We start from the raw sequence: 25,576 nt of genomic DNA on the forward strand, positions 1-25,576 counted from the left end.
CCCCGCCCTCACATCCGCGAATAGCCGAGCGATTCCGCCGGCAGGTCGAGATAGTGCTTCAACTCGTCGTCGAGCCTCAGCAGGGTGACCGAGAAGCCGGCCATCTCCTGCACCGTCAACCACGTTCCGACATCGGTGCGATGCACCCTGATGCCTTCGCGCTCGAGGATCTGGCGTATGCGGCGGTTGACGATCAGCATCTCCATCATCGTCGTTGCGCCAAGATTGTTGATCATCAGAGCAACCTCGTCGCCGCGCCTGAACGGCAGGTCGGAGAGCAGCTTCTCCATGATCTGGTCGGCGACGACGTCGGCCGGGGCGATCTTCTGGCGCGACACGCCGGCCTCGCCATGCGCGCCCATGCCGATCTCGATCTCGTCGTCGGCGAGTTCGAAGGTGAGCTTGCCGGTCTCGGGGATGGAGCCCGCCGAGACAGCAATGCCGATCGAGCGGAGATTGGCGACTGCCTTGCGCGCGATGCGCTCAACCTCATCCAGCGTATCGCACTCAGTCGCTGCGCCGCCGGCGATCTTGATCGCGTAAAGGTCTCCTGCGACACCACGGCGGTCATGCATGCGCTCGGGTGGCGCGGCGGCGACGTCGTCGGTAACGCGCACGGTGCGAACATCGATGCCCTCGTCCTCGGTAAGTATCTCCGAGGCCATGTCGAAGTTCATGTTGTCGCCGGCATAGTTGCCATAGAGGAACAGGACGCCCTTGCCGCGATGCACCGCCTTGGCCGCCGCTACGATGATATCTGGCGAGGGAGCCGCAAACACCTGGCCGCAAGCGGCGCCGTCGCCCATATTCTTGCCGACGAAGCCGTGGAAGATCGGTTCGTGGCCGCTGCCACCGCCGATCAGCAGCGCGACCTTGCTTTCCGGCAGGTCGGTGCGCACGATCGCTGCGTGCTTTTCCAGCTTGCGCAGGCGCCCGTCATTGGCGAACACCAGTCCTTCCAGCATCTCGGCGACGACCTTCTTGGGGTCGTTGAGAATCTTCTTCGGATTAGCCAATTTTCTCCTCCTGATTATGCGGCCGTGCGTCCGGCACATGATCGAGGATCATGAACAGCACCACGCCTGCAAGCAAAACCGGAAAGCCGAACGCAAATAAATCGTGGGTAAAGGGCTGGCAGAGCATCGCGAAGCCGATCAGGATCAGGCCAGACGCGATGCGGTACAGCCAGGTCTTGGTTAGATCGCTCATGCCGGGTTCCCTCCCAGGTGCGAGATGCGCACGCCTGTAGCCGCATCGAACAGGAAGCCGGAGTCGATGCGGAATGAGCAGGCATCGCCCTGATCAAAGGACTGTCCGGGCCGCAGCACCTTGCGGAACGATCCCGCATCGGAATTGACCTGCACGGCGCGCTCGAAGCCTCGATTGTCGACGGCATAGATGGTTCCGGAGTTCGCACCCGCGGCACCTGCCGGCTCGACCTCGATATCCTCGGGCCATGCGCCAAGGCGAATCTTGCCGCTTTCCGGCTTGGTTTCGCCGAAAGAGGCGAGCGGCAGAGCCTGTGCGCCGCCAGCGAGACGTACCGACCCGTCCGCAATGATTGCGTCGAAAAAGGCCATCGACGGGCTACCGATGAGGCGGCCGACGGTGACATTCGCCGGCAAGGCGATGATCTCGTCGATCGTGCCGGTCTGCTGCATGACACCGCCGTCGATGATCGCGAGCCGGTCGGCGATCGCGATCGCTCCGTGATAATCGTGCGTGGCGTAGAGCATGGTCGAGCGGTGCTGGCGATGGATCTGCTTCAGCTCGGCTCGAAGTCCTTCGCGCAGCTTCAGGTCGAGCGCCGAGAGGGGTTCGTCGAGCAGGAACATTTTTGGACGGCGCACGAGGGCGCGGGCAATGGCGACACGCTGGCGCTCGCCACCCGACAGCGTGTCGACGTCGCGGTTGAGCAGATGCGAAATCCGCAGCAGCTCCGCCGTACGGCCGACACGCGTCCTGATTTCGCCCTCCTCCTCGCGATAGGTCGGCGAGCGCAGCGCGAAGGCGATGTTGTCCTTCACGTCGAGAACGGGCAGCAGGTTGAAACCTTCGAAGACGATGGATACGTCGCGCGCCGACGGGTCGATATCGGTGACCTCCCGCCCGCCAAGCGAAACCTTGCCTGCGTCGAGCCTGACCAGTCCGGCCGAGGCCAGAAGCGTGGTGCTCTTGCCGGCTCCAGTCGGCCCCAGCAATGCCAGGATCTCGTTGTCCGGAACCTCCAGATTGAGCCCGCGCAGGGCACGCTTGGCGCCGTAGGATTTCTTCAGCCCTTCGAGCTTCAACATCGGAAGGGTCATGCTGCGTCTCCCGTCACGCGGAGGCCCGTTTCGGCGTCGAAGAACAGAAGCCCGTCCGGCACGAAATGCACGGCATTGGCCGCGCTGACGGCGGTCTTGCGCTTGTCGACACCCTGATAGGGAACGCCGTCGATCGAGAACATGAAGAAGCGCTCGCGCCCGACGGAGAAGACGTCGTCCACGGCAAGCGGGAAGGCGGTCGGGTCGCTGCCCGGTTCGACGAGATGCACGTTGAGCGGCCGTACGCCGAGCTTGAGTTTCCGGCGGCTGGCGACCGCCCATTCGGGAATGAGATTGCTAGCGGGCGTCAGCGTCACGTTGCTGCCGCCGAGCGTGAGGCCGCCATCGACCGGCGTGAGGTCGATCAGGTTCATCGACGGCGAGCCGATGAACTGGCCTGCAAAGACATTCTCTGGTTCGAGGAAGATGCGATCCGGCTCACCAACCTGCACGATGCGCCCGTCGCTCATCAGCACGATGCGGTCGGCCAGGCTCATCGCCTCGCGCTGGTCGTGCGTGACGTAGATCGTGGTGACGCCGAGCTCGCGCTGCAGGTGGCCGAGCTCCCAGCGCATTTCCTCGCGGAACTGCTCGTCGATCGCCGACAACGGCTCGTCGAGCAGCAGCACGGCAGGATTGCGGATCACGGCGCGCGCGAGAGCCACTTTCTGGCGGGCGCCCGGCGGCAGCGCCGAGGGATAACGCTTGAGCTCGTCGCCCAGATTAAAGATGCCGGTCACCCAGTCGAGCTTGCGCGCGATCTCGGCGCGGGGAATGCCGCGCGCCTTGAGCGGGAAGATGATGTTCTCGCGGATATTGAGGTGCGGATAGAGCGAGACGAACTGGAACACCATGGCGATGTTGCGCTCGCTGGCGGACAGGTCGTTGACGCGCCTGCCGTCGAACAGCACGTCGCCCGAGGTCGCATTCACCAGCCCGGCTATACAGCGCAGAGTCGTCGTCTTGCCGCAGCCGGATGGCCCCAGATAGACGACGAATTCGCCGTTCCTGACTGTCAGGTTGACCTTGTCGACGGCCTTGAAGGCGCCGAACTCGATCGACAGGTCCTTGAGTTCGATTTCGGCCATCAGTAGCGCTCGCCCAGTTTCTGCAGGTGACGCACGAGGATCATCGACAGGCCGATGATGATGACGAGCAGGATCACCGCCAGCGCCGACGCCTCGCCGGTATAGAAATAGCTGAACGCTGTCTTGGCGACCGCGAAGGAAACCGTTTCCGTCGCCGTGCCGGGACCGCCGCCGGTGAGCGCCACGAACAAATCGTACTGCTTGAAGCTGTCGATCAGCCGCAGGATGAGTGCGATGAACAGCACGGGAGCCGCCATCGGCAAGGTGATACGAAAGAACTTGTAGGCCGGGCTTGCGCCGTCCACTTCGGCCGCTTCGTGAATCGTCTCGGGAATGCCACGGAAAGCGGCAGTCGCGAGCAGGATGATGAAGGGCGTCCACATCCATGTATCGGCGGCGGCCGCCGCCCAGAGCGCAGCATTGGCCTGTCCCAGCCAGTCGATCTTGGGCAGGCCGACCGAATAGAGCAGGAAGTTCACGATGCCCCATTCGGAGTTCAGCATGTAGCGCCACAGGAAGCCGACGACGACCGGCGACAGCATCATGGGCATCATCAGCGCCGTAAAGACGATGTCGCGACCCTTGAAGTTCTTCTGCAGCTGGTAGCCGACGAAAATGCCGATCAGCATCTGCAGTGTCACGCAGATGAAGACAAACTTTCCGGTGAAGACGAAGCGGTCCCAGAGCTGGGGATCGGACAGCAGGAACTCGTAGTTGCCCAGGCCGACAGGCTTCATCGTCGTCTGGCGCAGGGCCGAGAAGTTGAAGAACGAATAGTAGACCAGCGAGACGAACGGGTAGGCAACCATGAAGAGCAGGATCGCCAGCGTTGGCGACAGGAAACCGAAGATCATCAGTCGACCGGAGGACTGGCGCTTCAGCTCGACCTGACGAGCGGTGTGGGATTGCGCACTCATCGGATCATCTCCTGCCCAGCACGCCGAAGGTCATGCCCATCAGGAGATGCTTTCGGATCAGGTAGAAGAAGATGAGCACCGGAATGATGAGCACCACGCCAGCGGCGCAGATTTGAGTCCACTCCAGGCCAGTGGCGCCCGAGGCCGCCGAAATCTTGACCGGCAGAGTCTTGGCCTGCGTCGTTGTGAGGATCGAGGCGAAGGCGAATTCGTTCCAGGCGAAGATGAAGCAGAAGCCGGCAGTCGCCGCGATGCCACCCTTCACCATCGGGAGGACGAGGCGCGTGAAAGCGTACATGCGGGTATAGCCGTTCACGATGGCGATCTGCTCGACTTCCTTCGGCACACCATCGAAGAACCCCTTCATAATCCATGTGGCGAGGCCGACATTGGCGAAGATGGAAACGAGCGTGAGGCCGAAGCGCGTGTCGGTGAGGCCGAGCCGTGCGAACATGAGGTGATAGAACACCAGAACCGCGACCGGCGGCAGCATGCGGGTCGACAGGACGAAGAACATGAAGTCGCCCTTGCCGATGAAATTGAAGCGCGAGCAGACATAGCCAGCCAGCGTGCCGAAGGCGACGGCCAGCGTCGTGCCGCTGACGGAGACGATGATGCTGTTGACGAGCGAATCGAAGACGCCGACCGAGGAGGCGCTGTTGGCCGCCGCGCCGACGCCGAAGACGCTCTGGTAGCCGGAGAAGTCAGGCGTGAAGAAGAGCTTTGGCGGCATGGCGAAAAGGTCCATGCGGCTCTTGAACGACGAGAGCACCAGCCAGAAGACCGGCCCGATGTTGTAGAGAGTATAGACCGCGAGCAGGCCGAAGATCAGCCAGCGGCTTACGAGGTCAAACGTGGTTGTCCGGGAAGGGCTCATGCGTCAGCCTGTACGAAAAATACGCGGAAGCGGCGTCCGGCCGCAATGCATCCGGACGCCCTTGGGAGGACCGGGCACGGAGAACCGTGCCCGGGACCATAGCCGTCACTCGACGGGAACGACCTTGTCCTGGCCGACCGGCGAGATGGTCTGATCCGGCACCTCAGGCGTGGTATCGCCACGCTTGATCTCATACCCGGCGCGCTCGAGCGTGCGCTCGTTCTTCTCGGCCGCGTCGGACAGTGCCTGCTGCACGGTCTTTGTGCCGGCTGCGGCGGCGGAGACTTCCTGCTGCAGCTCGTCGAGCAGGATCGGATACTCCGGCAGGTGCCAGTAGTCGTTCAGGTAGGCGAGTGCCTGCGAGAACTGGTGGTTGTAGGAGTTCAGGTTCTGCCAGTCGGGGCTGTCGAGAACGGCCTTCAGGCCGGTCTGGCAGACGGCGGCATAGCGCTTCTGCTGCTCGGGCTGGAAGTACCACTCCATGAACTTGGTCAGCTCGGGCAGCTTCTTGGAATACTTGTTGATGCCCATGCCCTGACCACCGACCGAGAACTGGCGGCGGAACTTGCCGTCACGGCCGACAGCGCCGGGAAGGACAGCGAAGCCGACCTTGTCAGCAAACTTCGAGACCTTCGGATCGGCATTTGAGCCGTTGAAGTAGAACCACTGCATGGCCATGGCCACCTGGCCCTGCTGGATCGCGGTGTTGACTTCGTCGAAGCCCCAGTTGCTCGAACCGGGTGGTCCGAACTTGAACATGTCGACGTAGGCCTGCACGCCATCGACCGACGCAGGCGAATCCAGATAGCCCTTCACCTCGAACGTCTCGGGATTGTAGAGCTCGCCACCGAACGACCAGAGGAAGGAGTTCGATGCCGTCGTCGCGAAGTCATAGTCGCGGCCGCCCATCTGCGCCCAGCCATAGAGGCCCTGGTCGGGACGGGTGAAGAATTCGGCAACTTCCTTGGCTTCCTGGTAGGTCTGCGGCACTGTGAGGTCGCGGCCATACTTGGCCTTGAACGCTTCCTGCTCCTTGGGATCCTCGAAGAGGTCCTTGCGGTAGGTCAGGCCGTAGGCGTCCTGGTTGGCCGGCAGGCCGAAGAACTCACCCGAACCGTCGGGATATTCGCCGTAGCGCGACAGCGACGCCGGCGGGAAGATATCTGCCTTGAGGTATTCCGACTTGTCAAAGATGTCGTTGATCTTGACTGCGTGCGATGCGAATTCGGCTGTCGACTGGCTGTCCCACATGGCGAAGTCGAAGGCGTCGCCCTGGATGGCGAATTCGGATGCGATCTTGTCGTGCCACTGCGGGCCATATGGCACCAGCGCGGGAACGATCTTCACGCTCTTGTCGGGATAGTCCTTGGAAATCTCAACCAGCGCGTCGGCGCAGGTTCCGGCATGCCAGACGAATGTGAGATCGGTGGCGCGAGCGGCGCCCGAGCTTGCGGCAAGGCCCGCCGCAAGCGCTGCGGCCGACGTCAAGAGACGTGTGCGCAAAGGCTTGTTCATTTCATTTCCTCCACTGGTTTCGCGGGGCGCCGGATCGCTGACCCAACCTCTCCTGCCCCTCATTTCACCGTATGAGCCATGTTAAAAAATATCAATAGAAAAGTTATTTAGAGCATAAAATCGCGTTAAATATCTCGTTTAACCTTGGGCGAATAGCTACATAACATGGCCATAACAGACGGGTTTCTGCGATGCAATAAGGCGAAATTTCCTTTGTTTTCTGGCCTTTTCGAATTGAAGTCTCGCGCCTCCCAATGTCACGCGCTGCTGCGATGCAACATCACATTTTTGGTATGTTAACATTTTTATCTGGCGTCACGCGGAGGTGTTGTTAAAAGTTGGAACAAGCCTTCAAGGGGATTCGCCATGGATGAGGATGACGCACCGCAGATGTCGAAGGCCGAACTGCGCCGGTCGGAAATCATTCGCATCCTGATGGAAACGGGCTCGGCGCAGATCAAGGATCTGGCGACGACTCTCGACGTGTCGCTTATGACGATCCACCGTGACCTGAACGATCTTCATGACCAGGGATTGGTGCGCCGTATCCGCGGTGCGGTTTCAGCCGAAAAATCGATGCTGTTCGAGAGCAGCTATCTGTATCGCGCCCGCCAGCATGTCGATGAAAAAAGGCGCCTTGCGCGCGCCGCTGTTGCCCATATCGAACCCGGCAACGCGGTTGTCTGGGACGACAGCTCGACAACCTTCCATGTCTGCGACTTCATCGATCAGGTCACGCCCCTGACCGTCATCACCAACGCACTCCCGGTGATGGAAGAATTGCGAGACAAGCAGGATGTCGACCTTATCGGCCTCGGCGGGAAGTACCATCGAGGCTACAATGGCTTCTTCGGCATGGCCTGCGAAAAGGCGATCCGTTCTTACCATGTGGACGTGGCGCTTTTGTCCACGACGACGATCCAGGGGATGTCGCTCTTCACCCAGGACGAGAACGTCGTTCGGACCAAGCAGGCGATGATCGAGATCGCGCGGAAGAAAATCCTGATGGTGGACGAAAGCAAGTTTCACTTTTCCGCCCTGAACTACGTCGCCGACCTCAGCGTCTTCGACGTCGTCCTCGTTTCGAGCTCGGTCGACAGGTCCGTGGTGGAGCGCATGACGCAGGCCGGCATCAGGCCCGAACTGGTCTGAACACGGCCCTTTGTCGTCCATGCAGGCGTGGCGCTAGTCCTTCGCTACAGAAGTCCGGCATACCTTCTTGCGGTAACGGTCCCGCAAGTCGTCCACGCCAGGCTCGCGTATGGGAGAAGCTTCAAGCCCGCGGATTCGCCGCAGCTTCTGGATGAAATCTCCCGGTCCGAAGTTTCGGCGAAACGACCTGGCGTCGGGATGGATACCGCACGCCGCGTAGAAACGACGTTTCCAGTACCGCAGCGTGCTGGAAGGTTTGGGCTCGGAAGCGCTTTCGAGAAGAAGCAGCCTCAGCGCGTCTGCGTCCGCATGCATGTGTCGAAAGAGCGCCGCCTGTTCATCAGCCTGGTTTGCCAGATAGCTTCCCTGGCGAGACCCCGATTGGATCAGCAGGACTGTCAGATGCGGCATGCTGGCAAGGACGAGGCCCTTGCGCCATGCCCTGAACAGCCAGTCCTGCGAACTCGCGGCAATCAACTCCGATCCGGCGCGCCATGGCCCCATCAGGTCCGCAGAGGATCGGCGCACCAGTATTGTCGATGCCCAGGCCAGCGTGGACGCGGGGTCGTACCGGCCTCGACGGCCGCCACCCAGGATCGTCGTTCGATATTGAAGCTCTCCAGCCGGACGAGGCTCCATGACGGCGGCACGAGCAAAGGCAAGATCGGCACCGGTTGCCTCGATCCACGCACACAGGCTGGCGAGATGGTCGGGAAACCAGAGGTCGTCGTGATTGAGGAATGAGACGTAGCGGCCGCGTGACTTCGCAATGCCGAGATTGTTGGGACCGGATTGCTCGCCAAAATTTATCGGCAGGTCGACATAATGGATTCGGGGATCGCCGAACTCAGCAATCGTGGCCGGGGTGTCGGGCTCGCAACAATCACCGACTACGACGACTTCCCAGTCGGTCAATGTTTGTGCGACGACACTCTTGATGGCCTCCCTCAAAGCCGCCGGACGGTTGTGGGTTGCGATAACCACCGACACCAGCGGCGCTCCACGGTCTGCCAAACCATCTTCAGCGACCGGAGGCACGTCACACCAGCTTGTAGGGAATCTGGTCGGTGTCGGGAGGCAGCCGCCAATGGTCCGGCGCGGTATAGGAATAAGCCTTGTCCACCATGTTCAGCAGAAGTGCGGTTTCGGGCCCGAGGCAGGCTACGCCGTGCCAGATCCCCGGCGGGATAGTGACGACGGCCGGACGAAGCGCTCCGCAGACCTTGTGCCAGACCGTGCCGAAGCTGGGGGACGATGTCCGTCCATCATACAATGAAATGCGGATTGTCCCGACAGAGCAGAAGAGGCGGTCCGTCGTCGTAGCATGCGCATGCCAACCAGTTATGCTGCCGGGGTATAAGGAGCGCTGGAAGACCGAGCCGACACCCACCTCATCAAGCCGCCATTCCTCGCGGAAGATTTCCGTCAGATAACCGGTTGAGGTCGCGACAGGCCGAATTTCCTTGATCGAGACGCCGTCAATCGTGGGACCGTTGAGCATCTCCCAGTCCGGTGTGACGGTGGCCGGGTCGGCAGTACCCGTCGTCATCCAGCCTTGGGGACGCTGGCGGTCGTCATTGGACATCCCTGGGGCTCCTGATGCATTTTGGGCGGCTCTGGACACTGGCAATAGTCAATCGGAAGGGCGCTATCAATAGCGAGCCAAGTGCCTCAAGGCCGGGGCGGGCCGTCCTGACAGCCCGCCCTCCAGCACATTCAGTCCCGGCCGTCACATAGCACCACGGAGGGCGCGAAGGGACTGTTCGTCTGACCTCAGCTCCAGCCGTATTCCCGCTGGACCGCGATCATGGCGGCGAGAATGTCGTTCCAGGTCTGCTGCTGCAGCATGACCTCGTTGGAGAACATGCAGCCATCCCAGCAGATGTGGCGGAAAGCCTTGGTCAACTGGCCCTTTTCGTCACGCAGCCAGAAGCCGGCATCTTTCACCACATCCAGCTTGCCATTGGGATCGTTGACCTGACAATGCCTGCCGGTAACATCGTGGGCACCCGATCCCTTCACCGTCGCGTCGTTCTGCGCAACGTGGAAATCGATCGTCCATGGCCTGAGCGCCGCGGAAACCTTCGCGAGCGCTTCGCGCATCGGCCCCTTGTCCGACCAGTCGTAGTCTTTGGGCAGGAGGCGAGCCTCGGGCGCGTTGTACCCCATCGTGTAGAGGAGCGTATGGGCCATGTCCGCCTGGAAGCCGATATTCGGCCGGTCGACTGCTTCGAGCAGTTCCACCGCGGATTTCCAGCTGTGCATGCCGCCCCAGCAGATTTCGCCCTCGATGGCCAGCCGCTCGTCGAAGGTAGCGGCGACATCGCAGGCACGCCGGAACGTTTCGGCGATCAAGGCGGTGTTTCCAGCCGGGTCCTTCGACCACTCCTCGACGGAGGCTGCCGAATCCATGCGGATGACGCCGTAGGGACAAAGGCCGCTCTGCCGGAAGCGGCCGGCAATGCGGCAAGCCTTCCGGATCATCTCGACGAAGCGGTCGCGCTCCTCCTGGTTGCCCATGGCCGAGCCGCCGCCTGTGAAAGGCCAGACCGGCGCAACTACGGAACCGACGACGAGGCCGAGACCGGAAATCTTGCGCCCGATCGCATCGATCTCGGCATCGCTGGAATCGATCGAAATGTGTGGGTCGGCGAGGAAGAGGTCGACGCCGTCGAACCGGCGATCTCCTACCCTCGCGTCCGCCGTCAGCCGTAACATCGTGTCGAGGTCGATCGGAGGCTCCGCATCGCCACCCTTGCCCACTAGACCGGGCCACATCGCATTGTGAAGCTTCGGATATTTCGGTTGCTGCATGGTCAACTCCTCCTGCCCATTCCCGAGCCTTGTAGCGTAACCGGCTCGCAAGAGCCACGGACTATGAAGCCTCATTCAATCATCGTCGGATAGTGGCTGCTTCCGGCGTGTCCATTCCTCGCATCATGCCTGAGGTTCACCGGCTCGACCGAAGTCGGCGGCTACGCATCGCAGACGCCTCGCTGATGCCTTCCCTGACCACCGGCAACACGTATCGGCAGACCATCATGATCGGCGAAAAGATATCGGACGCGATCCTGGGTCGCCAGTTTCCGCCCTCGGACGCGCCCTGATGGGGTAGTTGTCCCCATCAGTCCGGCTTGTTTCCTTTGACGGCGACAAGTGCCGCTGTCTCTCGTAAAGTCGACGGTAGAGCCGTCCTGCTATTGGAGTTGAACGATATGAAGGCTGATGTTTTTTCCGGCGTGATGCCCGCCCTGATGACCCCATGCAAGGACGACCGCACTCCCGATTTCGACAACCTCGTGCGCAAGGGCAAGGAACTGATCGGCAAGGGCATGTCGGCTGTGATCTATTGCGGGTCGATGGGCGACTGGCCGCTGCTGACCGACGCACAGCGGATGGAGGGCGTGGAAAGGCTGACGAAGGCCGGCGTTCCCGTCATCGTCGGTACCGGCGCGGTCAACACGGCATCGGCGGTCGCCCATGCCGCCCACGCCCAGAAAGTCGGCGCGAAGGGCCTCATGGTCATTCCGCGCGTCCTTTCGCGCGGTACGTCGCCCAGCGCGCAGAAGGCGCATTTCAAGGCGATCCTGTTCGCAGCGCCTGATCTGCCCGCCGTAATCTATAACAGCCCATACTACGGCTTTGCGACCCGCGCGGACCTGTTCTTCGCCCTGCGCGCCGAGCATCCGAACCTCGTCGGCTTCAAGGAGTTCGGCGGCCCGTCCGACCTGCGCTACGCCGCCGAGCATATTACCAGCGGCAACGACGACATCGCACTTATGGTCGGCGTCGACACCGCCGTCTTCCACGGCTTCGTTAACTGCGGCGCGAAAGGCGCAATCACCGGCATCGGCAACGTCCTGCCTAAGGAGGTTATCCACCTCTGCAAGCTCTCGCAGGCAGCCGCCGCGGACGATGTCGAAGCGCGACAGCGCGCCCTTGAGCTGGAGCAGGCACTCGGCGTCCTTTCGTCCTTCGACGAGGGTGCCGACCTCGTGCTCTTTTACAAGCACATGATGGTCCTGAAGGGCGACAAGGAATACATGCTCCACTTCAACGAAACCGACAGGCTGAGCGACAGCCAGATCGGCTACGTCAACGCCCAGTTCAAGCTGTTCAATGCCTGGTACGCCGAATGGAGCAAGCTGCCCGGCGCAGTCCAGACCTACATGGGCTAGCGCCGTAAGAGCGTCAGGACGCGCCGCCAAGGCAACGACCGGGATTACTGGCGCGCGCCGGTAATGGTCGCGGGTCGGTTCATTTCGGTATCCGCGAGACCTCGCACATGGTTGGCGATGGCAAGCGACGCCGTAAGCCCTGGGGATTCGATGCCGAAGAGGTTTATGAGACCTGTCAGGCCATGACCGTCGCTGCCCTGGATGACAAAATCCTGCCGTGCGACTTGCGGCGGTACGATCTTCGGCCGAATGCCGGCATAGCCTGGGCGCAGGCGGCTCTCATCCAGGTCAGGCCAGTATCTGCGGATCGCTTCCGCAAACAGCGGCAAACGGGATGCATCCACGGAATAATCAATGGAATCGATCCATTCAACATCCGGCCCAAAACGGGCCTGTCCCGCGAGATCGATGGTAAGATGAGTACCCAGCCCGCCGGCCACCGGCACGGGATAAACCAGCCGTGAAAAAGGCGAACGGCCCGTCAGCGTAAAATAGCTTCCGCGCGCAAAGTACGCCTGTGGCACGGATGCTAGCTCTATCCCTTCGATGCGTGCAGCGACATCAGGAGCAAAAAGCCCTGCCGAATTGACGACAAGTCGAGCGTGCAACGTCGTCGGCGTGTCGCCCCCCAGATCCACGGCGAAGCCGCCTCGCTCCGGCCTGCCGCCGAGAAAGGGACAATTGAAGGCGATCATCGCGCCGCGGCTCTCGGCTTCTCCTCGAAACGAAAGCATCAGCGCGTGACCATCCACGATGCCCGTCGAGGGTGAGTGGAGCGCTGCCGTACAGCGAAGAGCCGGTTCCATCTTGAGCGCCCGAGATGCGTCGATCTCCGCAATATCTGTGACGCCGTTGAGCCTGGCCCGAGTCGCAATCGACCCCAATTGCTCGGCTTCGGTTTCGTCCGTGGCCACGACAAGCTTGCCGCAGCGACTGTGAGGCACCGTTCGGGTGGCGCAATAGTCATAGAGCGCCTGCCTTCCCGTAACGCAGAAGCGCGCCATGAGGCTGTCGCGAGGATAGTAGATGCCCGCGTGGATCACCTCGCTATTTCGGGAAGAGGTCTGCGTGCCGATAGCGTCCTCACGCTCGACGATGATGACTTCCCTGCCCGCGCATGCCAGTGCGCGCGCCACCGCAAGACCGACTACGCCGGCTCCGATGACGAGGCATTCCACTTCTTCCATTACGAGCACCGTCTACGGAATGGTCGACGAGCGAACACATGGGCCATGGCTACCCACATATCGTCCTCCAGCCACAGGGATGTTAATCCCGAAGACCAATGGCTGACCATCACGAAGCAGACGCATGTTCCGCCACACCTGGCCGCCGATCCTGCCGGGCGCCGGCAAGGGCCAGCAGGATGCCGCAGGCAGTCACGACCGCACCTGCAACGGCAAGGATGGGATAGCCGAAGCCATATTTGATGAGCGCGCCGCCGATGAAGGCGCCGCAGGCATTGCCCAGATTGAAGCCAGCAATGTTGAGAGAAGAGGCCAGCGCAGGCGCCTGGGGCGTCGAGCGCACCACGCGCGTCTGCAACGGTGCGATCGTGGCAAACGCGGCCACCCCCCAGCAGAAGAGAAAGGCAAAGGCCGCAACCTTGTTGAACATCGCCCAGCCGAAGACGAGCTGCAGCGCTGACAGCGCGATGAGGATGGCGATTAGCGAGGGCATCAGGGCGCGGTCTGCAAAACGGCCACCAACCGGGTTGCCAAGCGTGAGACCCGCACCGAAAACGAGAAGCGCGATCGCCACGCCGTTCGGCGACATTCCAGTGGCATCCTGCAGGATCGGCGCGATGAAGGTGAGGATGACGAAGACGCCGCCAAATCCGAACACTGTGGTGCCGAGCGCCAGCCAGAGGCTGGGATTACGCACCGCAACGAGTTCGTAAGCGATACCGCGCGACGGCGGGGCCGGCATCGGACGGATAAGGATGGCGATCGCTACGGCCGCCGCCGCACCGATGGCGCTGACGCACCAGAAGGTCGCGCGCCAGCCGAACATGTGGCCGACTGCCGTTCCACCCGGCACGCCGAGGATATTGGCGAGCGCCAGGCCGGTGAACATCAGGGCGATGGCGCTGGCCTGCCGTTCCTTGGGCACCAGGCTTGCGGCGACGACAGCGCCGACGCCGAAGAAGGTGCCGTGGCAGAGAGCGGCCACCACGCGGGCGAGCAGCAGCACCGTGTAGCTGGGCGCAATGGCAGCGATGACGTTGCCTGCGATGAACAGGCCCATGAGGGCGAGCAGCAGCGACTTGCGCTCGAAGCGGAGCGTGCCCAGCGTGAGGATGGGCGCGCCGACGACCACGCCAAGCGCGTAGCCGGCGACCAAGAGCCCGGCCGACGGAATGGACACCTGCAGGTCCGCGGCGATTTCCGGCAGGAGGCCCATGATGACGAATTCCGTCGTGCCGATGGCAAAGGCGGCGGCGGTCAGCGCGTAAATCTGGATCGGCAGGTGGGCCCGAGCAGCGGTGGCCGCGGAAGCTGTCATGGGGAACTCTCTTCCCGTGTCAGCACGACACCCGGGTTCAGCAGATTGTCGGGATCAAGCGCGCGCTTGATGCGCCGGGACAGATCGCGGGAGGCCGCGGACTTGCGCTGCGAGACGGCTTCGCGCTTGGCGCGACCGACACCGTGCTCGGCACTGATCGAGCCGCCGAGCCGGTCGACCTGATCATAGAGGCCTTCCAGCAGCCCTGCGTGAAGACCGGTGTCCGTTCCCGGCGGAAGCACGAAGTTGATGTGCAGGTTGCCGTCTCCGATGTGGCCGAAGGGCAGTATCCGGATGCCGACGTCGACGAGCGATGCCTGTCGTTGCTGTGTCCAGGCCAGCAGGTCGGGGATATCCGCGATGGCGACGGCCACGTCGCTGCGCAGGATGTAGCCAAAGGCGCGCGCCGTTTCGCTCTGGCCCTCGCGAAGCCGCCACATGTTGGCGCGCTGAGCCTCGTTTTCGGCGACTGTGCCGTCGAGGCAGAGGCCTTCGGACAGGATGTCTTCCAGCATGGCGTCCACCTGCCCGCGCAAGCCCTCGCCAAAGGTCCAGGCGACCTCGATGAGCACATGCCACGGCGCTGGCTCGCCGACAGGGCGGCGCGCTCCGGGGAGGCCGTTGACGGCAATCTCGACGCCTTCCGAGGCGATGATTTCGAAGGCGGATATCAACTCGCCAAAACGGCTCCGGCATGTGCGGAAAAGGCTGACGGCATGTTCGGGCGTTTCGACCGCCAGCCAGAACGTGACGCGTTCGCGCGGCTGCGCCATCAGCCGCAGGACGGCAGCGGTAACGACCCCGAGCGTTCCCTCCGAACCGATGAAAAGCTGCTTCAGGTCGTAGCCGGTATTGTCTTTGCGCACCGGGCGCAGCAAATCGAGGATGGAGCCGTCGTGCAGGACGGCTTCAAGCCCAAGCACCAGTTCGCGGGTCATTCCATAGCGCAGGACGTTGAGCCCGCCGGCATTGGTGGCGATGTTGCCGCCGATGCGGCATGATCCGCTCGATCCCATCGCCAGCGGAAACAGCCGGCCGGCAGCGGCGGCGGCAGCCTGCACGTCGTCGAGGATGCAGCCTGCCTCGGCGATAAGGTAGTCGCCGGCAGGATCTACTGCGCGGATGCGGTCAAGGCGCTCGACCGACAGCACGACCTGACTGCCGGTCGCATCCGGCACACCGCCATTGACCAGTCCCGTGTTGCCGGCCTGCGGCACGATGGCCACGCCATGCTTCGAGGCGAGCGCAAGGACAGCCGCGACCTCGTCGGTGCTGCCGGGCCGAAGCACGGCAGCCGCGTGGCCCTTGTACTGGTCCCAGAAATCATGCGTGAAGCGCTGCGTGTCGGCCATTTCCGTCCACACGTGCTCCGTACCGATCGCCGACCGGCATCCGGCAAGAAAGGTGTCGTGCAAGGAATGCGCCTCAGCCCTTGAATTCCAGGATGTAAAGGCCGCCATTGTAGTCGTTGGCGTAGACCAGCCCCTCCTTGTCGACATAGACGTCGCAGTTCTGGATCACCTTCTTGCGGTTGGGGCGCCGGTCCATCAGGGTTGCCGGCTCCGGCGGAACGAACGCGCCGACCTCTTCCGGGCGGTACTGGTTGCTGATGTCGAAGACACGAATGCCGGCGTTCTGCAGCGTCGCGAAGATGTATTTCGAGCTGACCAGACCGTCCGGCCGGTTTTCATAGATGTTGTGCGGGCCGAAATGGCCGCCCTTGGACTTGTAGTTGGCCTCGGCCGGTTCCGGGAACGTCGAGATGCTGACCGGATTCGACGGCTCGCGCATATCGAAAAGCCAGATCGGCTTGAAGCCGTCCTCGTAATTGTCGAGGACAGACTCGTCAGCCACGACCAGAAGGTCGCGGTCGGGCAGCATCAGGCAGTTGTGCGTGCCGCCTTTGAACGGCGGAGACCAGTTACGGTGCACCTTCAGCTTCGGATTTGTGGCGTCCTTGACGTCGAGGATGACAAGCCCCGCGTCGCGCCATGCGCAGTATGCGGTGTCACCGGAAACCGTTGGGTGGTGCAGGCCGGCGCGCCTGTCCGAGGTCGGCACCTCGCCTGCTGCCTCGTTCATGCCCGGCAGCCAGTAGCGTCCGGCCTCGACGGGATTGGCGGGATCGGACATGTCGATGGTGATGAAGATGTAGTCGGTGAAGCCGTCAAGCAGCGCCGAGGCATAGGCGTAGCGACCGCCGGTGTACCAGATGCGGTGGATGCCGCCGCCCTTGACCGGCATGAAGCCGATCTTGCGCGGCTTGCCGGGGGTCGAGATGTCGTAGACGGCCATGCCGGCAGTCCAGTTCTTTTCCACGACACCCGAAGCCGTACCGACCTTCTTGCCGATCTGGCCGGTGTAGTAGGCCTTCTCGTCCTGGAATTCGGCCGATGCGAACATATCCTTGGCGTTGATGACCAGCAGCAGGTCGCCATAAGTCTGGAGATGGATGTTCCAAGTGTTCGGTGGCGCGGCGATATAGTCCACTCCGACCGGATTGCGGGGATCGCGCACGTCGACCACGCTGAAGCCCTTGGAGAACATGTGGCCGATATAGGCGAAGCCCTTGTTGACCATGAGTTGCACGCCGTCCGGCCGGCCGCCTTGGTCGCTGTGGCCAATGAGCGTCATGTTGCGGGCAAAGTCGGGCTTGGGCAGGCTGGACGCAGACATCTTGGGAAGTCCTGTTGCTGTGGCGCCGTAAAACGCCGTGACTGTCGGAATTCGGGGGCGGCGCGTGGCCGCCCCCGAAACGCTTGTCAGTTCACGCCCCAGATCTTGGCGTAGGCGTCGGCATAGCCGTTGCCGGGGTCGTAGATGTTCTTGGGGCCGCCATCGTGCTCGATGTTGGATGGAAGGAAGAGGTGGGCCGGAGCGACGAAGCCGCTGTCCTTCTCTCCGCTGAGCGCGCGGTTGGCTTCGTCGACGATCTGCCAGCCTTGCAGGAAGAGAGGCTCTGCCACGGTGGCCGCCTGATATTCTCCGGCGCGAATACGCTGGAACGCGACCTCGCTGCCGTCACCAGCAGAGATGGCGAGCGGGTTGCCCGTTCCGCCGATGCCGGCGGCTGCCAGCGATGGAGCCATGAAGTCGAAAGTCAGGTCGTTGATGCTGAGCGATGTCGTCCAGGCATCGCCGTAGCGCTGCAGCAGCGAGGTGGTGAGCTGCGGCATGCGGTTTGAGGCGTCGGCAAGCGGTGTGTCGACGATCTCAAGCACCTTGCTTTCGCCGCAGGCCTTGATGACTTCGGCCATCGCATCGGACTTCTTGACCGCGATCTCGTAGGTGCTGTCGGTGAAGATCACCGCGCCGACCTTGCCGTTCAGTTCGGCACAGGGGTAGGACGCGGCTGCGCGTGCGACTTCGAGCGGATCGGTCGTGATGTTGGTGAAGATCGGCAGAGTATCATGCGGGCCGGATTTGCCGTAGGCATGCCAGCCGACGACGACGATGCCCTGCTTGGCCGCATCCTCAATCACCGCCGCCTGCTCCGTGGCGTCGATGCCGCCCAGGACAATAACGTCAGGCTTGGAAGCAATCGCCTGGTTGAGCGCGGTGGCGCGACCGGCAACCGAACCCTGGCCATCGCTTTCCTTGAAGGTCCAGCCGATCCTTTCGGCGGCGGCCTTGACTCCCTCGCCAGCGCCGCGGGCACCGCCATTACGCTGGTCAGTCGAGACATAGATGATGGTCTTGCCCGGCAGCGCCTTCGGCCCGGTGGTCGGACCGCTCCACGGCGCATTCGGCGTGCTGACCTTGGCAACGAAATCCTTGGCGTCGGACACCGCATCGGCTGATGCCGACGCGATACCGAGCGCCGACACCGCGCACAGGGCGGCGGCAAACTGCAATTTCCTTGTAAGCCTCATGTTTTTACTCCTCCCGAAGTATGCTTCTCCGCGACATGCGAAGGCTTGTGTCATCCGCCTGCTGGCGGATGTGCGTTGCTCGGCGCCGGTGCGGCCGCGGGCCTTGCGAGACCGCGACGCTTCTGCGCATAGCCCGCAAGGCCGATGGCAATCAGAAGCGTGACGCCGTTGAAGAGCGGCTCGATGTAGAACGCGCCGCCGAATTGCTGGATGCCGGATATGCCGACCGCGAGGATCGCCACGCCGACGATCGTGCCCCAGACGTTGACGCGGCCGGGACGGATGGTGGTCGATCCTAGGAACGCGCCAACCAGAGCGGGCAGAAGATATTCGAGGCCGACGCTTGCCTGACCGATACGCAGGCGAGCAGCCAGCAGCAGGCCGGCCAGTGCGCCCAGCAACCCCGCCGCGACGAAGGCTCCGATGATAAAGCGTCGGTTGGGAATGCCGTTCAGTTCGGCCGCACGCGGATTTGCGCCGATCGCATAGAGGCAGCGGCCGATCGGCGTGTATTCCATGACGATCCACATGACGAGGCTGATGACGAGCACGTAGAACGCGACGACGGGAATGCCGAAGGGTTGCCACGTGTAGAGACCGGTGAAGCCCGGAGGCAGCATGCCGACGATCTGGCGGCCCTCCGTGTACCAGAGGGCGATTGCGTAGAGCACCGTACCGGTGCCGAGCGTGGCGATGAAGGAATCGATGCGCGCGATCTCCACCAGCAAGCCGTTGAGCAGCCCGAGGAAGCATCCGGCCAAAAGAACGATCACCACGACAGCCGGCCAGGGAAGGCCGACGTTGGTCTGGAGAGCGATCGCCAGAATGTGCCACAGCACGATACCGTATCCGACGGTAAGATCGATTCGGCCCGCCGCCATCGGGATCATCGCCGCCAGCGACAGGATAGCGATGATCGCCTTGTCGCCGAGGATGGAACGCAGGTTCAGCATCGTCGGGAAGGTGTTGGGCAGGAGGATCGAGAAGATGACGATCAGCAGCACCGTGAAGATGAGCAGGCCATAGACCGGAATGAGCCTGGCGATCTTCTGGCCAAGCGACATCGTCTCCAATTCGACGGCGGTCGGCTCCAGTGCAGTCGACTTGACGGATTGCATGTGTCTATCGACCTCCAGCCTGAATTGGGACGGCGCGGTGCGAGGTGCTTTCCGCCATGGATGAGGCAAGCGTCACGGCCTCTACGCTCATCGCACCTTCATCGATCTCGCTCTCGATCTTCCCGTTGCGAAACACGAGGGCGCGATGGCAGATAGCCGCCACCTCCTCGAAATCGGTGGAGATGAGCAGGATGGCTTGGCCGGCCTCGAGCTGGCGCGCGAGCAGCCGGTAGATTTCGTTCTTGGCTCCTACATCGACGCCGGCGGTGGGGTCTTCGAGGATGAGAACCTCGGGCGCGACGCGGATCCAACGTGACAATACGACCTTCTGCTGGTTGCCTCCCGAAAGGCTTTCGATCGGCGCTTCGGGCGCATTCGGCACGAGGCCGACGCTGCGGCCGGCATCTCGGCATTCCGCAACCTCCGCGGCGGGCGATCTCCACGACAGCAGACTGCTACCGATCGCGAGCGGATTCAGATACATGTTCTCCCGGATCGACAGTCCGGGCGCGATCGATTCCGCAAGGCGATCCGCACCGATCACGCCAAGGCCTCCCGCGATTGCCTTATCGGGAGAGGAATGATCCAGCCGCTTTCCGTGGATCGTAACGGTCCCGGAAACCTGCGGTTCGTCGCCGATCAGGATGCGGCTGACCACTTCGTGGCCGGCGCCACGCAGGCCAACGAGGCCGACGATCTCGCCACGCTTGACGGAAAAGGATACCGGGCCAACGGTTTCGCCGGCAACATCCGTGCAGACGAGGACCGTCTCGGACTCCTTGCTGGGTGGCCGCACGAAGGCGTTTTCCAGCGCGCGCCCGATGATGGAACTGACCAGGCTTTCCGGGTTCGACTCCGAGGTCCGCCGCGAATCCGCTACGCGGCCATCGCGCAGCACGAGAAGGCAATCCGAGATGGCGAAAATCTCGTCGAGGCGGTGAGAAACGTAGATCATGCTGACGCCGCGCTTCTTGAGGCCGCGCAGCACGGAAAACAGCACTTCGACGTCGTCCTTCGGCAGGCTGGCCGTCGGTTCGTCCAGAACCAGCACGCTTGCCCCGATGCCAACGGCGCGGGCGATCGCAACCAGCGACTTTTCGGTGCGCGTGAGATCGCTGACCCGTTTGCGCGGGTCGATGGCCGGCGCGATATCCTTGAGCGACTGTCGCGCCTGCTCTTCAACCCGCGTCCAGTCGATGAGGCCGAACCGGCGCGTGAAGCCCTGCGCCATGGCGATGTTCTCGGCGACCGTCATCCACTCGATCAGGCCAAGATCCTGATGGACGAAAGCGATCGCGTGGCGGTCGCGGCGAAGATCATAGGGCTTGCCGTCGAGCATGACTTCGCCGCTGTCGGCGGCGATGACGCCCGCCAGTATCTTCACCAGCGTGGATTTGCCGGCGCCGTTCTGCCCGAGAAGGGCGAGGATTTCGCCACGCGGCAGCGTCAGGTCGACATCCTGCACCGCCTTCGTCGCGCCAAACGTCTTGTAGAGCCCCCTGATGGTCAGGGCATCGGACGCGCCAGCTTCGGGCACAAGAGCAGCCTCGGTCGTCATGACGTGCCCTCCTCCCCAGAACGGCTCATGAATTCGATAGCGATACAATGCTGGCCATTTTTCTAAAAATATGCAAGAACAATCTTATTCGTGCAGTGCACACAAACATTTCTGCGTCTTTCGACAGCGTTCGCGGCCTGACAGAGCCTCGGTGGAACAGGGAGAAACAGGTGCCTAGAGGTGTAACGACCGCCGCCAGGCTCGAGCGAACGACAAGGCCGTTCAAGCTGATACCGGGAGGGGCGCGCCGCTTCTCGGAAAGCGAGTCCCGCGAGCCTTCAATCGCCGTGATCGACTGCAACCGCTGGAGCGAATCCTCTGCGGGCGACCGCATGCACAAGATGATCCTGGTCATGCAGGGGCAGATCGACGTCGAGGGCGGATCCGGCGGATGGCTCGTCATACCCAACCACATGATCTTCGTTCCGGCCGACCGCCCCTTCAACCTGCGCACGTCGCGCGGCATGCGCGCGCATGTCGTTTTCCTCGATCCCAAGGATCATCCCTGGCACCATCACGGCTGCTGGGTGACGCAGGCCAATCCGCTTGTCCACGAACTGCTTGCGCTCATGCTAAGCATCGCACAGCGGGGGTCGGACGGAGCCGACACACTGCGTCAGCTTTTCAGGACGCTCTCGCACCTTTGCCAGGAATGGTTCTCCAATCCCAAGATGCTGTGGCTTCCCGCGGCGAAATCCGACGAGATGCGTGCCTTCATCAATTATGTCAGCGCACATCTGGAGGACGCCACTGTTTCCGACGCCTGTGACGCCTGCCATCTCGCTCCACGCACCATGCAGCGCCTATCGCACGAAGAGTTCTCTTTCGGGCTGAAGACACTGATCATGGAGGTCCGGATGATGCGCGCCATGGAACTGCTCGCACAGGATAACCTGCCGATCGAAGCCGTCGCGCAGAATGTGGGTTATTCGAGCGTCAGTTCGTTCACGACGGCTTTCAGCAACCGCTCCGGCATGTCGCCGGGCGAATATCGGCAACGCAATCGAGCCGCATTGCAGTGCTGCCGCGACCATGCGGATACCGCACTGCAACATAAGGCCGAAAAAAGTAATAACTGAAAGAATTTTCTAGTTTTGGTATGCCGGCAAACGACAGTCGCATCTCACGGAGGACGCCTTGCCCACCGAACTGCTTAGCGGGGTATTCGCCCCGGTGCTTACACCATTCAAGGCCGACCTTTCCATCGACAAGAGGGCCCACCTCCGCTTCTGCAAATGGCTGCTGGCCAACAATGCAGGCCTCGCCGTCTTCGGCACCAATTCCGAAGCCAACTCGTTGTCAGTGGACGAGCGGTTGGAACTCCTCGACAATCTGCTGGCCAGTGGAATTCCTGCATCGCGGCTGGTTCCGGGGACAGCAGCAAGCGCCCTGCCCGACAGCGTTGTGCTCACCCGTGCGGCGGTGAATGCCGGCTCGGCGGCTGTTTTGATGCTGCCGCCCTTCTTCTACAAGAACGTCAGCGAGGACGGCGTTTTCGCCAGCTATGCGGAAGTTATCGAGCGGATCGGCGACGCGAGCCTGAAGGTGCTACTCTATCACATCCCGCAGTTTTCCGGCGTCCCGATCACGCTTCCGCTGATCGACAGGCTGGTTTCGCGCTATCCGGACACCGTCGTGGGCCTGAAGGATTCGTCCGGCGTGCTTGAAAACACGCTGAGCGTGCTGCGCGAATTCCCGCAACTGCGCGTGTTCTGCGCCAGCGAATCCCTGCTCCTCGAAACCATGCGCCACGGCGGCGCGGGCTGCATTTCGGCCTGCGCGAACGTCAATCCGGCGGCGATCGATAGTCTCTGCAATAACTGGGATCAGCCAAACGCGGAAAGTCTCCAGCAGGTCCTCAACCCAGTGCGCAAGATATTCGAAACAAGGCCGATGATTGCCGCTCTCAAGACCGCGACGGCGCGGCTAGGTAGCCATGCGGACTTTGCCACAGTCCGGCCACCGCTTGTACGTTTCGGCGAGGCGCAGGGCGACGAATTGATGTCGGCGCTGGCAGCGGTAGGTTTCGCTATGCCAGGCCTTTCGGGCGAACTGAGCCAGGGCTGATCGCGATACGGCGCCCGTCAGCCTTTTCACCCGTATGTAACCTTGGGCGAACGGCTTGCCGTAGGCGAAGACCATAAAATGGAGCTGTACCCAGTAAGGCAGCCTCCGCATCAAGCTTCAATTGGACACTCAGTCGTCCCGTCGTAGCCAAATGACATCTCATCGATCACTTTGCGCTGGCGATGCATTTCCAGGAACACCCGGTAGTCGTGATCGAAGCGCGCCTTCGCTTCATGTTTTGGACGTCGTTCCCTGCCTGGCTGGCGCATGCCGGCGCATGCGCTGGCCACGTCCGGGTAGAGACCCGCAGCGGTTGCTGCGAGCGCCGCCGTGCCGGTCAGCACCGCTTCGTCCGCTATCGGCTCCACAACCGTGCAGCCGACGGCATCGGCGTAGAGCTCCATCAACAGCGGGTTCTTCGTGTGACCGCCTGTGACGTGCAATGTGTCGATAACAAAGCCGCTGGCGTTCAGCGTGTCCAGGATGTGCCTCACGCCCAGCGCGATGCCGACCGCGGTGCGCCAGTAGAGGTGGCACAGACTGTCGAAGGACGCATCCAGGTTTAGCCCGCTGATGACGCCAAGCGCATGCGGGTCAGCCAGCGGCGACCGGTTGCCATGAAAATCCGGCAGGACATGGAGCCGGCCGGCGAGATCGAGACCCTGTTCTGCACGCACCGCCATGATGCGCTCGGCTATCGCGCGATGACGATCTGCCGTCGGCTCGCCCCCCGCGCCATGCAGGCGGATGATGTGATCGAGCAGCGCGCCGGTTGCTGACTGCCCGCCCTCCGCGATCCAGCAGTCAGGCAAAGCCGCGCCGTAGTAGGGACCCCAGCCTCCGACAAACGCTTCGGCGGTCGGCGACATCGCCATCACGCAACTCGATGTGCCGGCTATAAGCGCCAGATGGCGTTTGAGGTCACCGACGCCGCCGGCGAGACCGCCAATCACGCCGAGCGCGCCGGCATACGCATCGATCACGCCCGTCGCCACCCGGCAATCCGAGGTTAGGCCGAGTTCCCTCGCCGATTGCGCAGTGAGAGGTCCGAGATCGGACCCGACGGGGCTGGCGGTTTCAGGCAGGCCCGCGCGCGCAAAGATGTCGTCCAGCCCCACGCCGGCAAAAAAGTCGCGCTGCCACCCCGGATTCTCGTGCGCGAGATAGGTCCATTTGCAAGTCATCGTACACAGCGATCGCGCCTGCGACCCTGACGCGCGCCAGGCGAGATAATCGGCCAGGTCGAATATGTGGCTCGCCCGTTTCCAGCTTGCCGGCATATGCCGCTTCAGCCACATGAGCTTTGGCGTCGCCATCTCGGGCGACATGACGCCGCCCAGATAGTCGAGGACGCGATGGCCGGTGGCCGTACACTCATCTGCCTCCGCGAGCGCACGGTGGTCGAGCCAGACGATCGTGTCCCACCGATTCTCGCCGCTTGTCGAGACGCTCACCTGTCCGCCGTCCGCGTCAACGACGACGATCGAGCATGTGGCGTCGAAGCTTATACCGGCAACGGACTGCGGTGGGACATTGGCTCTGGCCATCGCTCCCTTCACGGCGTGGCAGACCGCACCCCAGATGTCGCGGGAATCATGCTCCGCGTGATCCGCCTGCGCCCTATGCATCTGGATGGGATGTTCGGCGCGGCCAATCAGCGTACCTACTTGGTCGAAAACACCCGCCCGCGCGCTTCCCGTCCCCACATCGACGGCGCAGACATATCGTTCCATCAGCAGGCGCGCTCGTCTTTGTCCGCAAGCAGGTTAGGCAACTGCGTCATGTCCGAAAAGACGGCATCCGGCTTCAGAGACGCCAGTACATTTGTCAGGCCGGCATCGGCCGCATGCGAGGCGCCGGTGAAGGCAAGCACCCTCATGCCGGCTCGCTTTGCGGCATCGATTCCGGCCGGACTATCCTCCACGACGACGCAATCCTCCTCTCGGACACCCATCTCGCTCGCTGCACGCAGGAAGAGATCGGGCGCCGGCTTGCCCCTCGCTACCATAGAGGCACTGTATATGTGCGGTTCGAGCATTTCCAGCAGGCCGGTAAGCGACAGCGAAAGGCGGATTCGATCCAGCCCGCTTGACGAGGCGACGCAACAGCGCGGCAAGCGCGGCAGCGTCTCGACGACTCCCGGCACAGGCCTTAGCGCGGCGCGAAAACGACGAAACGTCTCCGTCCTGATGTCGTCGAGTTGCGGGCGTGTCAGAGTAAGCCGGAAATCCTGCTCCAGAAGAGCCTCGATCGCACCCATGCTGCGGCCGAGAAACAACCTGTAGGCATCGCTCTCGTTCAGGCTGAGACCAGCTTTGCGCAGATGATCCACCAGAACCGAGACGGAAATCGGCTCGCTGTCGACCAGCACGCCGTCACAATCAAAAATCACGAGCTTTGGCGCGGGCGGCATTGGACGGCCG

General features: G+C 62.4%; 23 protein-coding genes. 4 read left to right on the forward strand and 19 right to left on the reverse strand.

Annotated features, from left to right (window positions below; translation table 11 throughout):
• Nucleotides 1–8 precede the first annotated feature (8 nt).
• From ABMA32_RS13545 to ABMA32_RS13575, 7 genes are all read right to left on the reverse strand, one after another.
• On the reverse strand, nucleotides 9–1,016 hold the full coding sequence (locus ABMA32_RS13545) for a dihydroxyacetone kinase subunit DhaK (protein ID WP_349014272.1): 1,008 nt from the start codon (nucleotides 1,014–1,016) through the stop codon (nucleotides 9–11).
• Nucleotides 1,009–1,209, reverse strand: a complete 201-nt coding sequence (locus tag ABMA32_RS13550; RefSeq protein WP_349014273.1) for a hypothetical protein — start codon at nucleotides 1,207–1,209, stop codon at nucleotides 1,009–1,011. The genes ABMA32_RS13545 and ABMA32_RS13550 overlap by 8 nt, the downstream gene beginning before the upstream one ends.
• A complete protein-coding gene (locus ABMA32_RS13555; protein WP_349014274.1) occupies nucleotides 1,206–2,306 on the reverse strand; it encodes an ABC transporter ATP-binding protein in 1,101 nt (366 codons plus the stop codon). Before ABMA32_RS13555 ends, ABMA32_RS13550 begins: the two co-directional genes overlap by 4 nt.
• On the reverse strand, nucleotides 2,303–3,394 hold the full coding sequence (locus tag ABMA32_RS13560) for an ABC transporter ATP-binding protein (protein ID WP_349014275.1): 1,092 nt from the start codon (nucleotides 3,392–3,394) through the stop codon (nucleotides 2,303–2,305). Before ABMA32_RS13560 ends, ABMA32_RS13555 begins: the two co-directional genes overlap by 4 nt.
• Nucleotides 3,394–4,311 (reverse strand): carbohydrate ABC transporter permease, encoded by a 918-nt coding sequence (locus ABMA32_RS13565; protein WP_349014276.1) that lies wholly within the window; start codon nucleotides 4,309–4,311, stop codon nucleotides 3,394–3,396. Before ABMA32_RS13565 ends, ABMA32_RS13560 begins: the two co-directional genes overlap by 1 nt.
• Before the next feature lie 4 nt (nucleotides 4,312–4,315).
• A complete protein-coding gene (locus tag ABMA32_RS13570) occupies nucleotides 4,316–5,188 on the reverse strand; it encodes a carbohydrate ABC transporter permease (RefSeq protein ID WP_349014277.1) in 873 nt (290 codons plus the stop codon).
• Between the two features lie 105 nt (nucleotides 5,189–5,293).
• The gene (locus ABMA32_RS13575; protein ID WP_349014278.1) at nucleotides 5,294–6,703 is read right to left on the reverse strand and encodes an ABC transporter substrate-binding protein; all 1,410 of its coding nucleotides are present in this window, start codon (nucleotides 6,701–6,703) and stop codon (nucleotides 5,294–5,296) included.
• 366 nt (nucleotides 6,704–7,069) lie between these two features.
• Here ABMA32_RS13575 and ABMA32_RS13580 point away from each other — a divergent pair, with 366 nt between their 5' ends.
• Complete coding sequence (locus ABMA32_RS13580; protein WP_349014279.1) at nucleotides 7,070–7,855, forward strand: DeoR/GlpR family DNA-binding transcription regulator; 786 nt, start codon at nucleotides 7,070–7,072, stop codon at nucleotides 7,853–7,855.
• Nucleotides 7,856–7,888: 33 nt separating this feature from the next.
• Here ABMA32_RS13580 and ABMA32_RS13585 read toward each other — a convergent pair whose 3' ends face one another.
• From ABMA32_RS13585 to ABMA32_RS13595, 3 genes are all read right to left on the reverse strand, one after another.
• Nucleotides 7,889–8,845, reverse strand: a complete 957-nt coding sequence (locus ABMA32_RS13585) for a glycosyltransferase family 2 protein (RefSeq protein WP_349014280.1) — start codon at nucleotides 8,843–8,845, stop codon at nucleotides 7,889–7,891.
• Nucleotides 8,846–8,894: 49 nt separating this feature from the next.
• Nucleotides 8,895–9,440: a dTDP-4-dehydrorhamnose 3,5-epimerase family protein gene (locus ABMA32_RS13590; protein ID WP_349014281.1), complete on the reverse strand. Its 546-nt coding sequence runs from the start codon at nucleotides 9,438–9,440 to the stop codon at nucleotides 8,895–8,897.
• 188 nt (nucleotides 9,441–9,628) lie between these two features.
• A complete protein-coding gene (locus ABMA32_RS13595; RefSeq protein WP_349014282.1) occupies nucleotides 9,629–10,669 on the reverse strand; it encodes a sugar phosphate isomerase/epimerase family protein in 1,041 nt (346 codons plus the stop codon).
• A 401-nt stretch (nucleotides 10,670–11,070) separates the two neighbouring features.
• On the opposite strand from ABMA32_RS13595, the gene ABMA32_RS13605 reads away from it, so the two are divergent.
• Nucleotides 11,071–12,033, forward strand: a complete 963-nt coding sequence (locus ABMA32_RS13605) for a dihydrodipicolinate synthase family protein (RefSeq protein ID WP_349014283.1) — start codon at nucleotides 11,071–11,073, stop codon at nucleotides 12,031–12,033.
• A gap of 44 nt (nucleotides 12,034–12,077) precedes the next feature.
• Here the strand turns inward: ABMA32_RS13605 and ABMA32_RS13610 are convergent, their stop codons facing one another.
• From ABMA32_RS13610 to ABMA32_RS13640, 7 genes are all read right to left on the reverse strand, one after another.
• A complete protein-coding gene (locus tag ABMA32_RS13610; protein WP_349014284.1) occupies nucleotides 12,078–13,220 on the reverse strand; it encodes an NAD(P)/FAD-dependent oxidoreductase in 1,143 nt (380 codons plus the stop codon).
• Nucleotides 13,221–13,329: 109 nt separating this feature from the next.
• Nucleotides 13,330–14,538, reverse strand: a complete 1,209-nt coding sequence (locus tag ABMA32_RS13615; protein WP_349014285.1) for an MFS transporter — start codon at nucleotides 14,536–14,538, stop codon at nucleotides 13,330–13,332.
• A complete protein-coding gene (locus ABMA32_RS13620; RefSeq protein WP_349014286.1) occupies nucleotides 14,535–15,953 on the reverse strand; it encodes an FAD-binding oxidoreductase in 1,419 nt (472 codons plus the stop codon). Before ABMA32_RS13620 ends, ABMA32_RS13615 begins: the two co-directional genes overlap by 4 nt.
• A 10-nt stretch (nucleotides 15,954–15,963) precedes the next feature.
• Nucleotides 15,964–17,214 (reverse strand): LVIVD repeat-containing protein, encoded by a 1,251-nt coding sequence (locus tag ABMA32_RS13625; protein ID WP_349014287.1) that lies wholly within the window; start codon nucleotides 17,212–17,214, stop codon nucleotides 15,964–15,966.
• An 86-nt stretch (nucleotides 17,215–17,300) separates the two neighbouring features.
• Nucleotides 17,301–18,410 carry a substrate-binding domain-containing protein gene (locus ABMA32_RS13630; protein WP_349014288.1) on the reverse strand — a complete coding sequence of 370 codons (1,110 nt, stop codon included), beginning with the start codon at nucleotides 18,408–18,410 and terminating at the stop codon, nucleotides 17,301–17,303.
• Between the two features lie 50 nt (nucleotides 18,411–18,460).
• Nucleotides 18,461–19,528: an ABC transporter permease gene (locus tag ABMA32_RS13635; protein WP_349014289.1), complete on the reverse strand. Its 1,068-nt coding sequence runs from the start codon at nucleotides 19,526–19,528 to the stop codon at nucleotides 18,461–18,463.
• Between the two features lie 4 nt (nucleotides 19,529–19,532).
• Nucleotides 19,533–21,086, reverse strand: coding sequence for a sugar ABC transporter ATP-binding protein (locus ABMA32_RS13640; protein ID WP_349014290.1), 1,554 nt, complete (start codon nucleotides 21,084–21,086; stop codon nucleotides 19,533–19,535).
• A gap of 170 nt (nucleotides 21,087–21,256) precedes the next feature.
• Here ABMA32_RS13640 and ABMA32_RS13645 point away from each other — a divergent pair, with 170 nt between their 5' ends.
• Together ABMA32_RS13645 and ABMA32_RS13650 are read left to right on the forward strand one after the other, a co-directional pair.
• Nucleotides 21,257–22,165 carry a helix-turn-helix domain-containing protein gene (locus ABMA32_RS13645; protein ID WP_349014291.1) on the forward strand — a complete coding sequence of 303 codons (909 nt, stop codon included), beginning with the start codon at nucleotides 21,257–21,259 and terminating at the stop codon, nucleotides 22,163–22,165.
• Nucleotides 22,166–22,223: 58 nt separating this feature from the next.
• Nucleotides 22,224–23,153: a dihydrodipicolinate synthase family protein gene (locus ABMA32_RS13650; RefSeq protein WP_349014292.1), complete on the forward strand. Its 930-nt coding sequence runs from the start codon at nucleotides 22,224–22,226 to the stop codon at nucleotides 23,151–23,153.
• Between the two features lie 110 nt (nucleotides 23,154–23,263).
• Here the strand turns inward: ABMA32_RS13650 and ABMA32_RS13655 are convergent, their stop codons facing one another.
• Nucleotides 23,264–24,886, reverse strand: a complete 1,623-nt coding sequence (locus ABMA32_RS13655; protein WP_349014293.1) for an FGGY-family carbohydrate kinase — start codon at nucleotides 24,884–24,886, stop codon at nucleotides 23,264–23,266.
• Nucleotides 24,886–25,566: an HAD family hydrolase gene (locus ABMA32_RS13660; protein ID WP_349014294.1), complete on the reverse strand. Its 681-nt coding sequence runs from the start codon at nucleotides 25,564–25,566 to the stop codon at nucleotides 24,886–24,888. The genes ABMA32_RS13655 and ABMA32_RS13660 overlap by 1 nt, the downstream gene beginning before the upstream one ends.
• Nucleotides 25,567–25,576 lie beyond the last annotated feature (10 nt).

The sequence above is a fragment of the Mesorhizobium quangtriensis genome, assembly GCF_040081925.1.
GTDB lineage: Bacteria > Pseudomonadota > Alphaproteobacteria > Rhizobiales > Rhizobiaceae > Mesorhizobium_K > Mesorhizobium_K quangtriensis.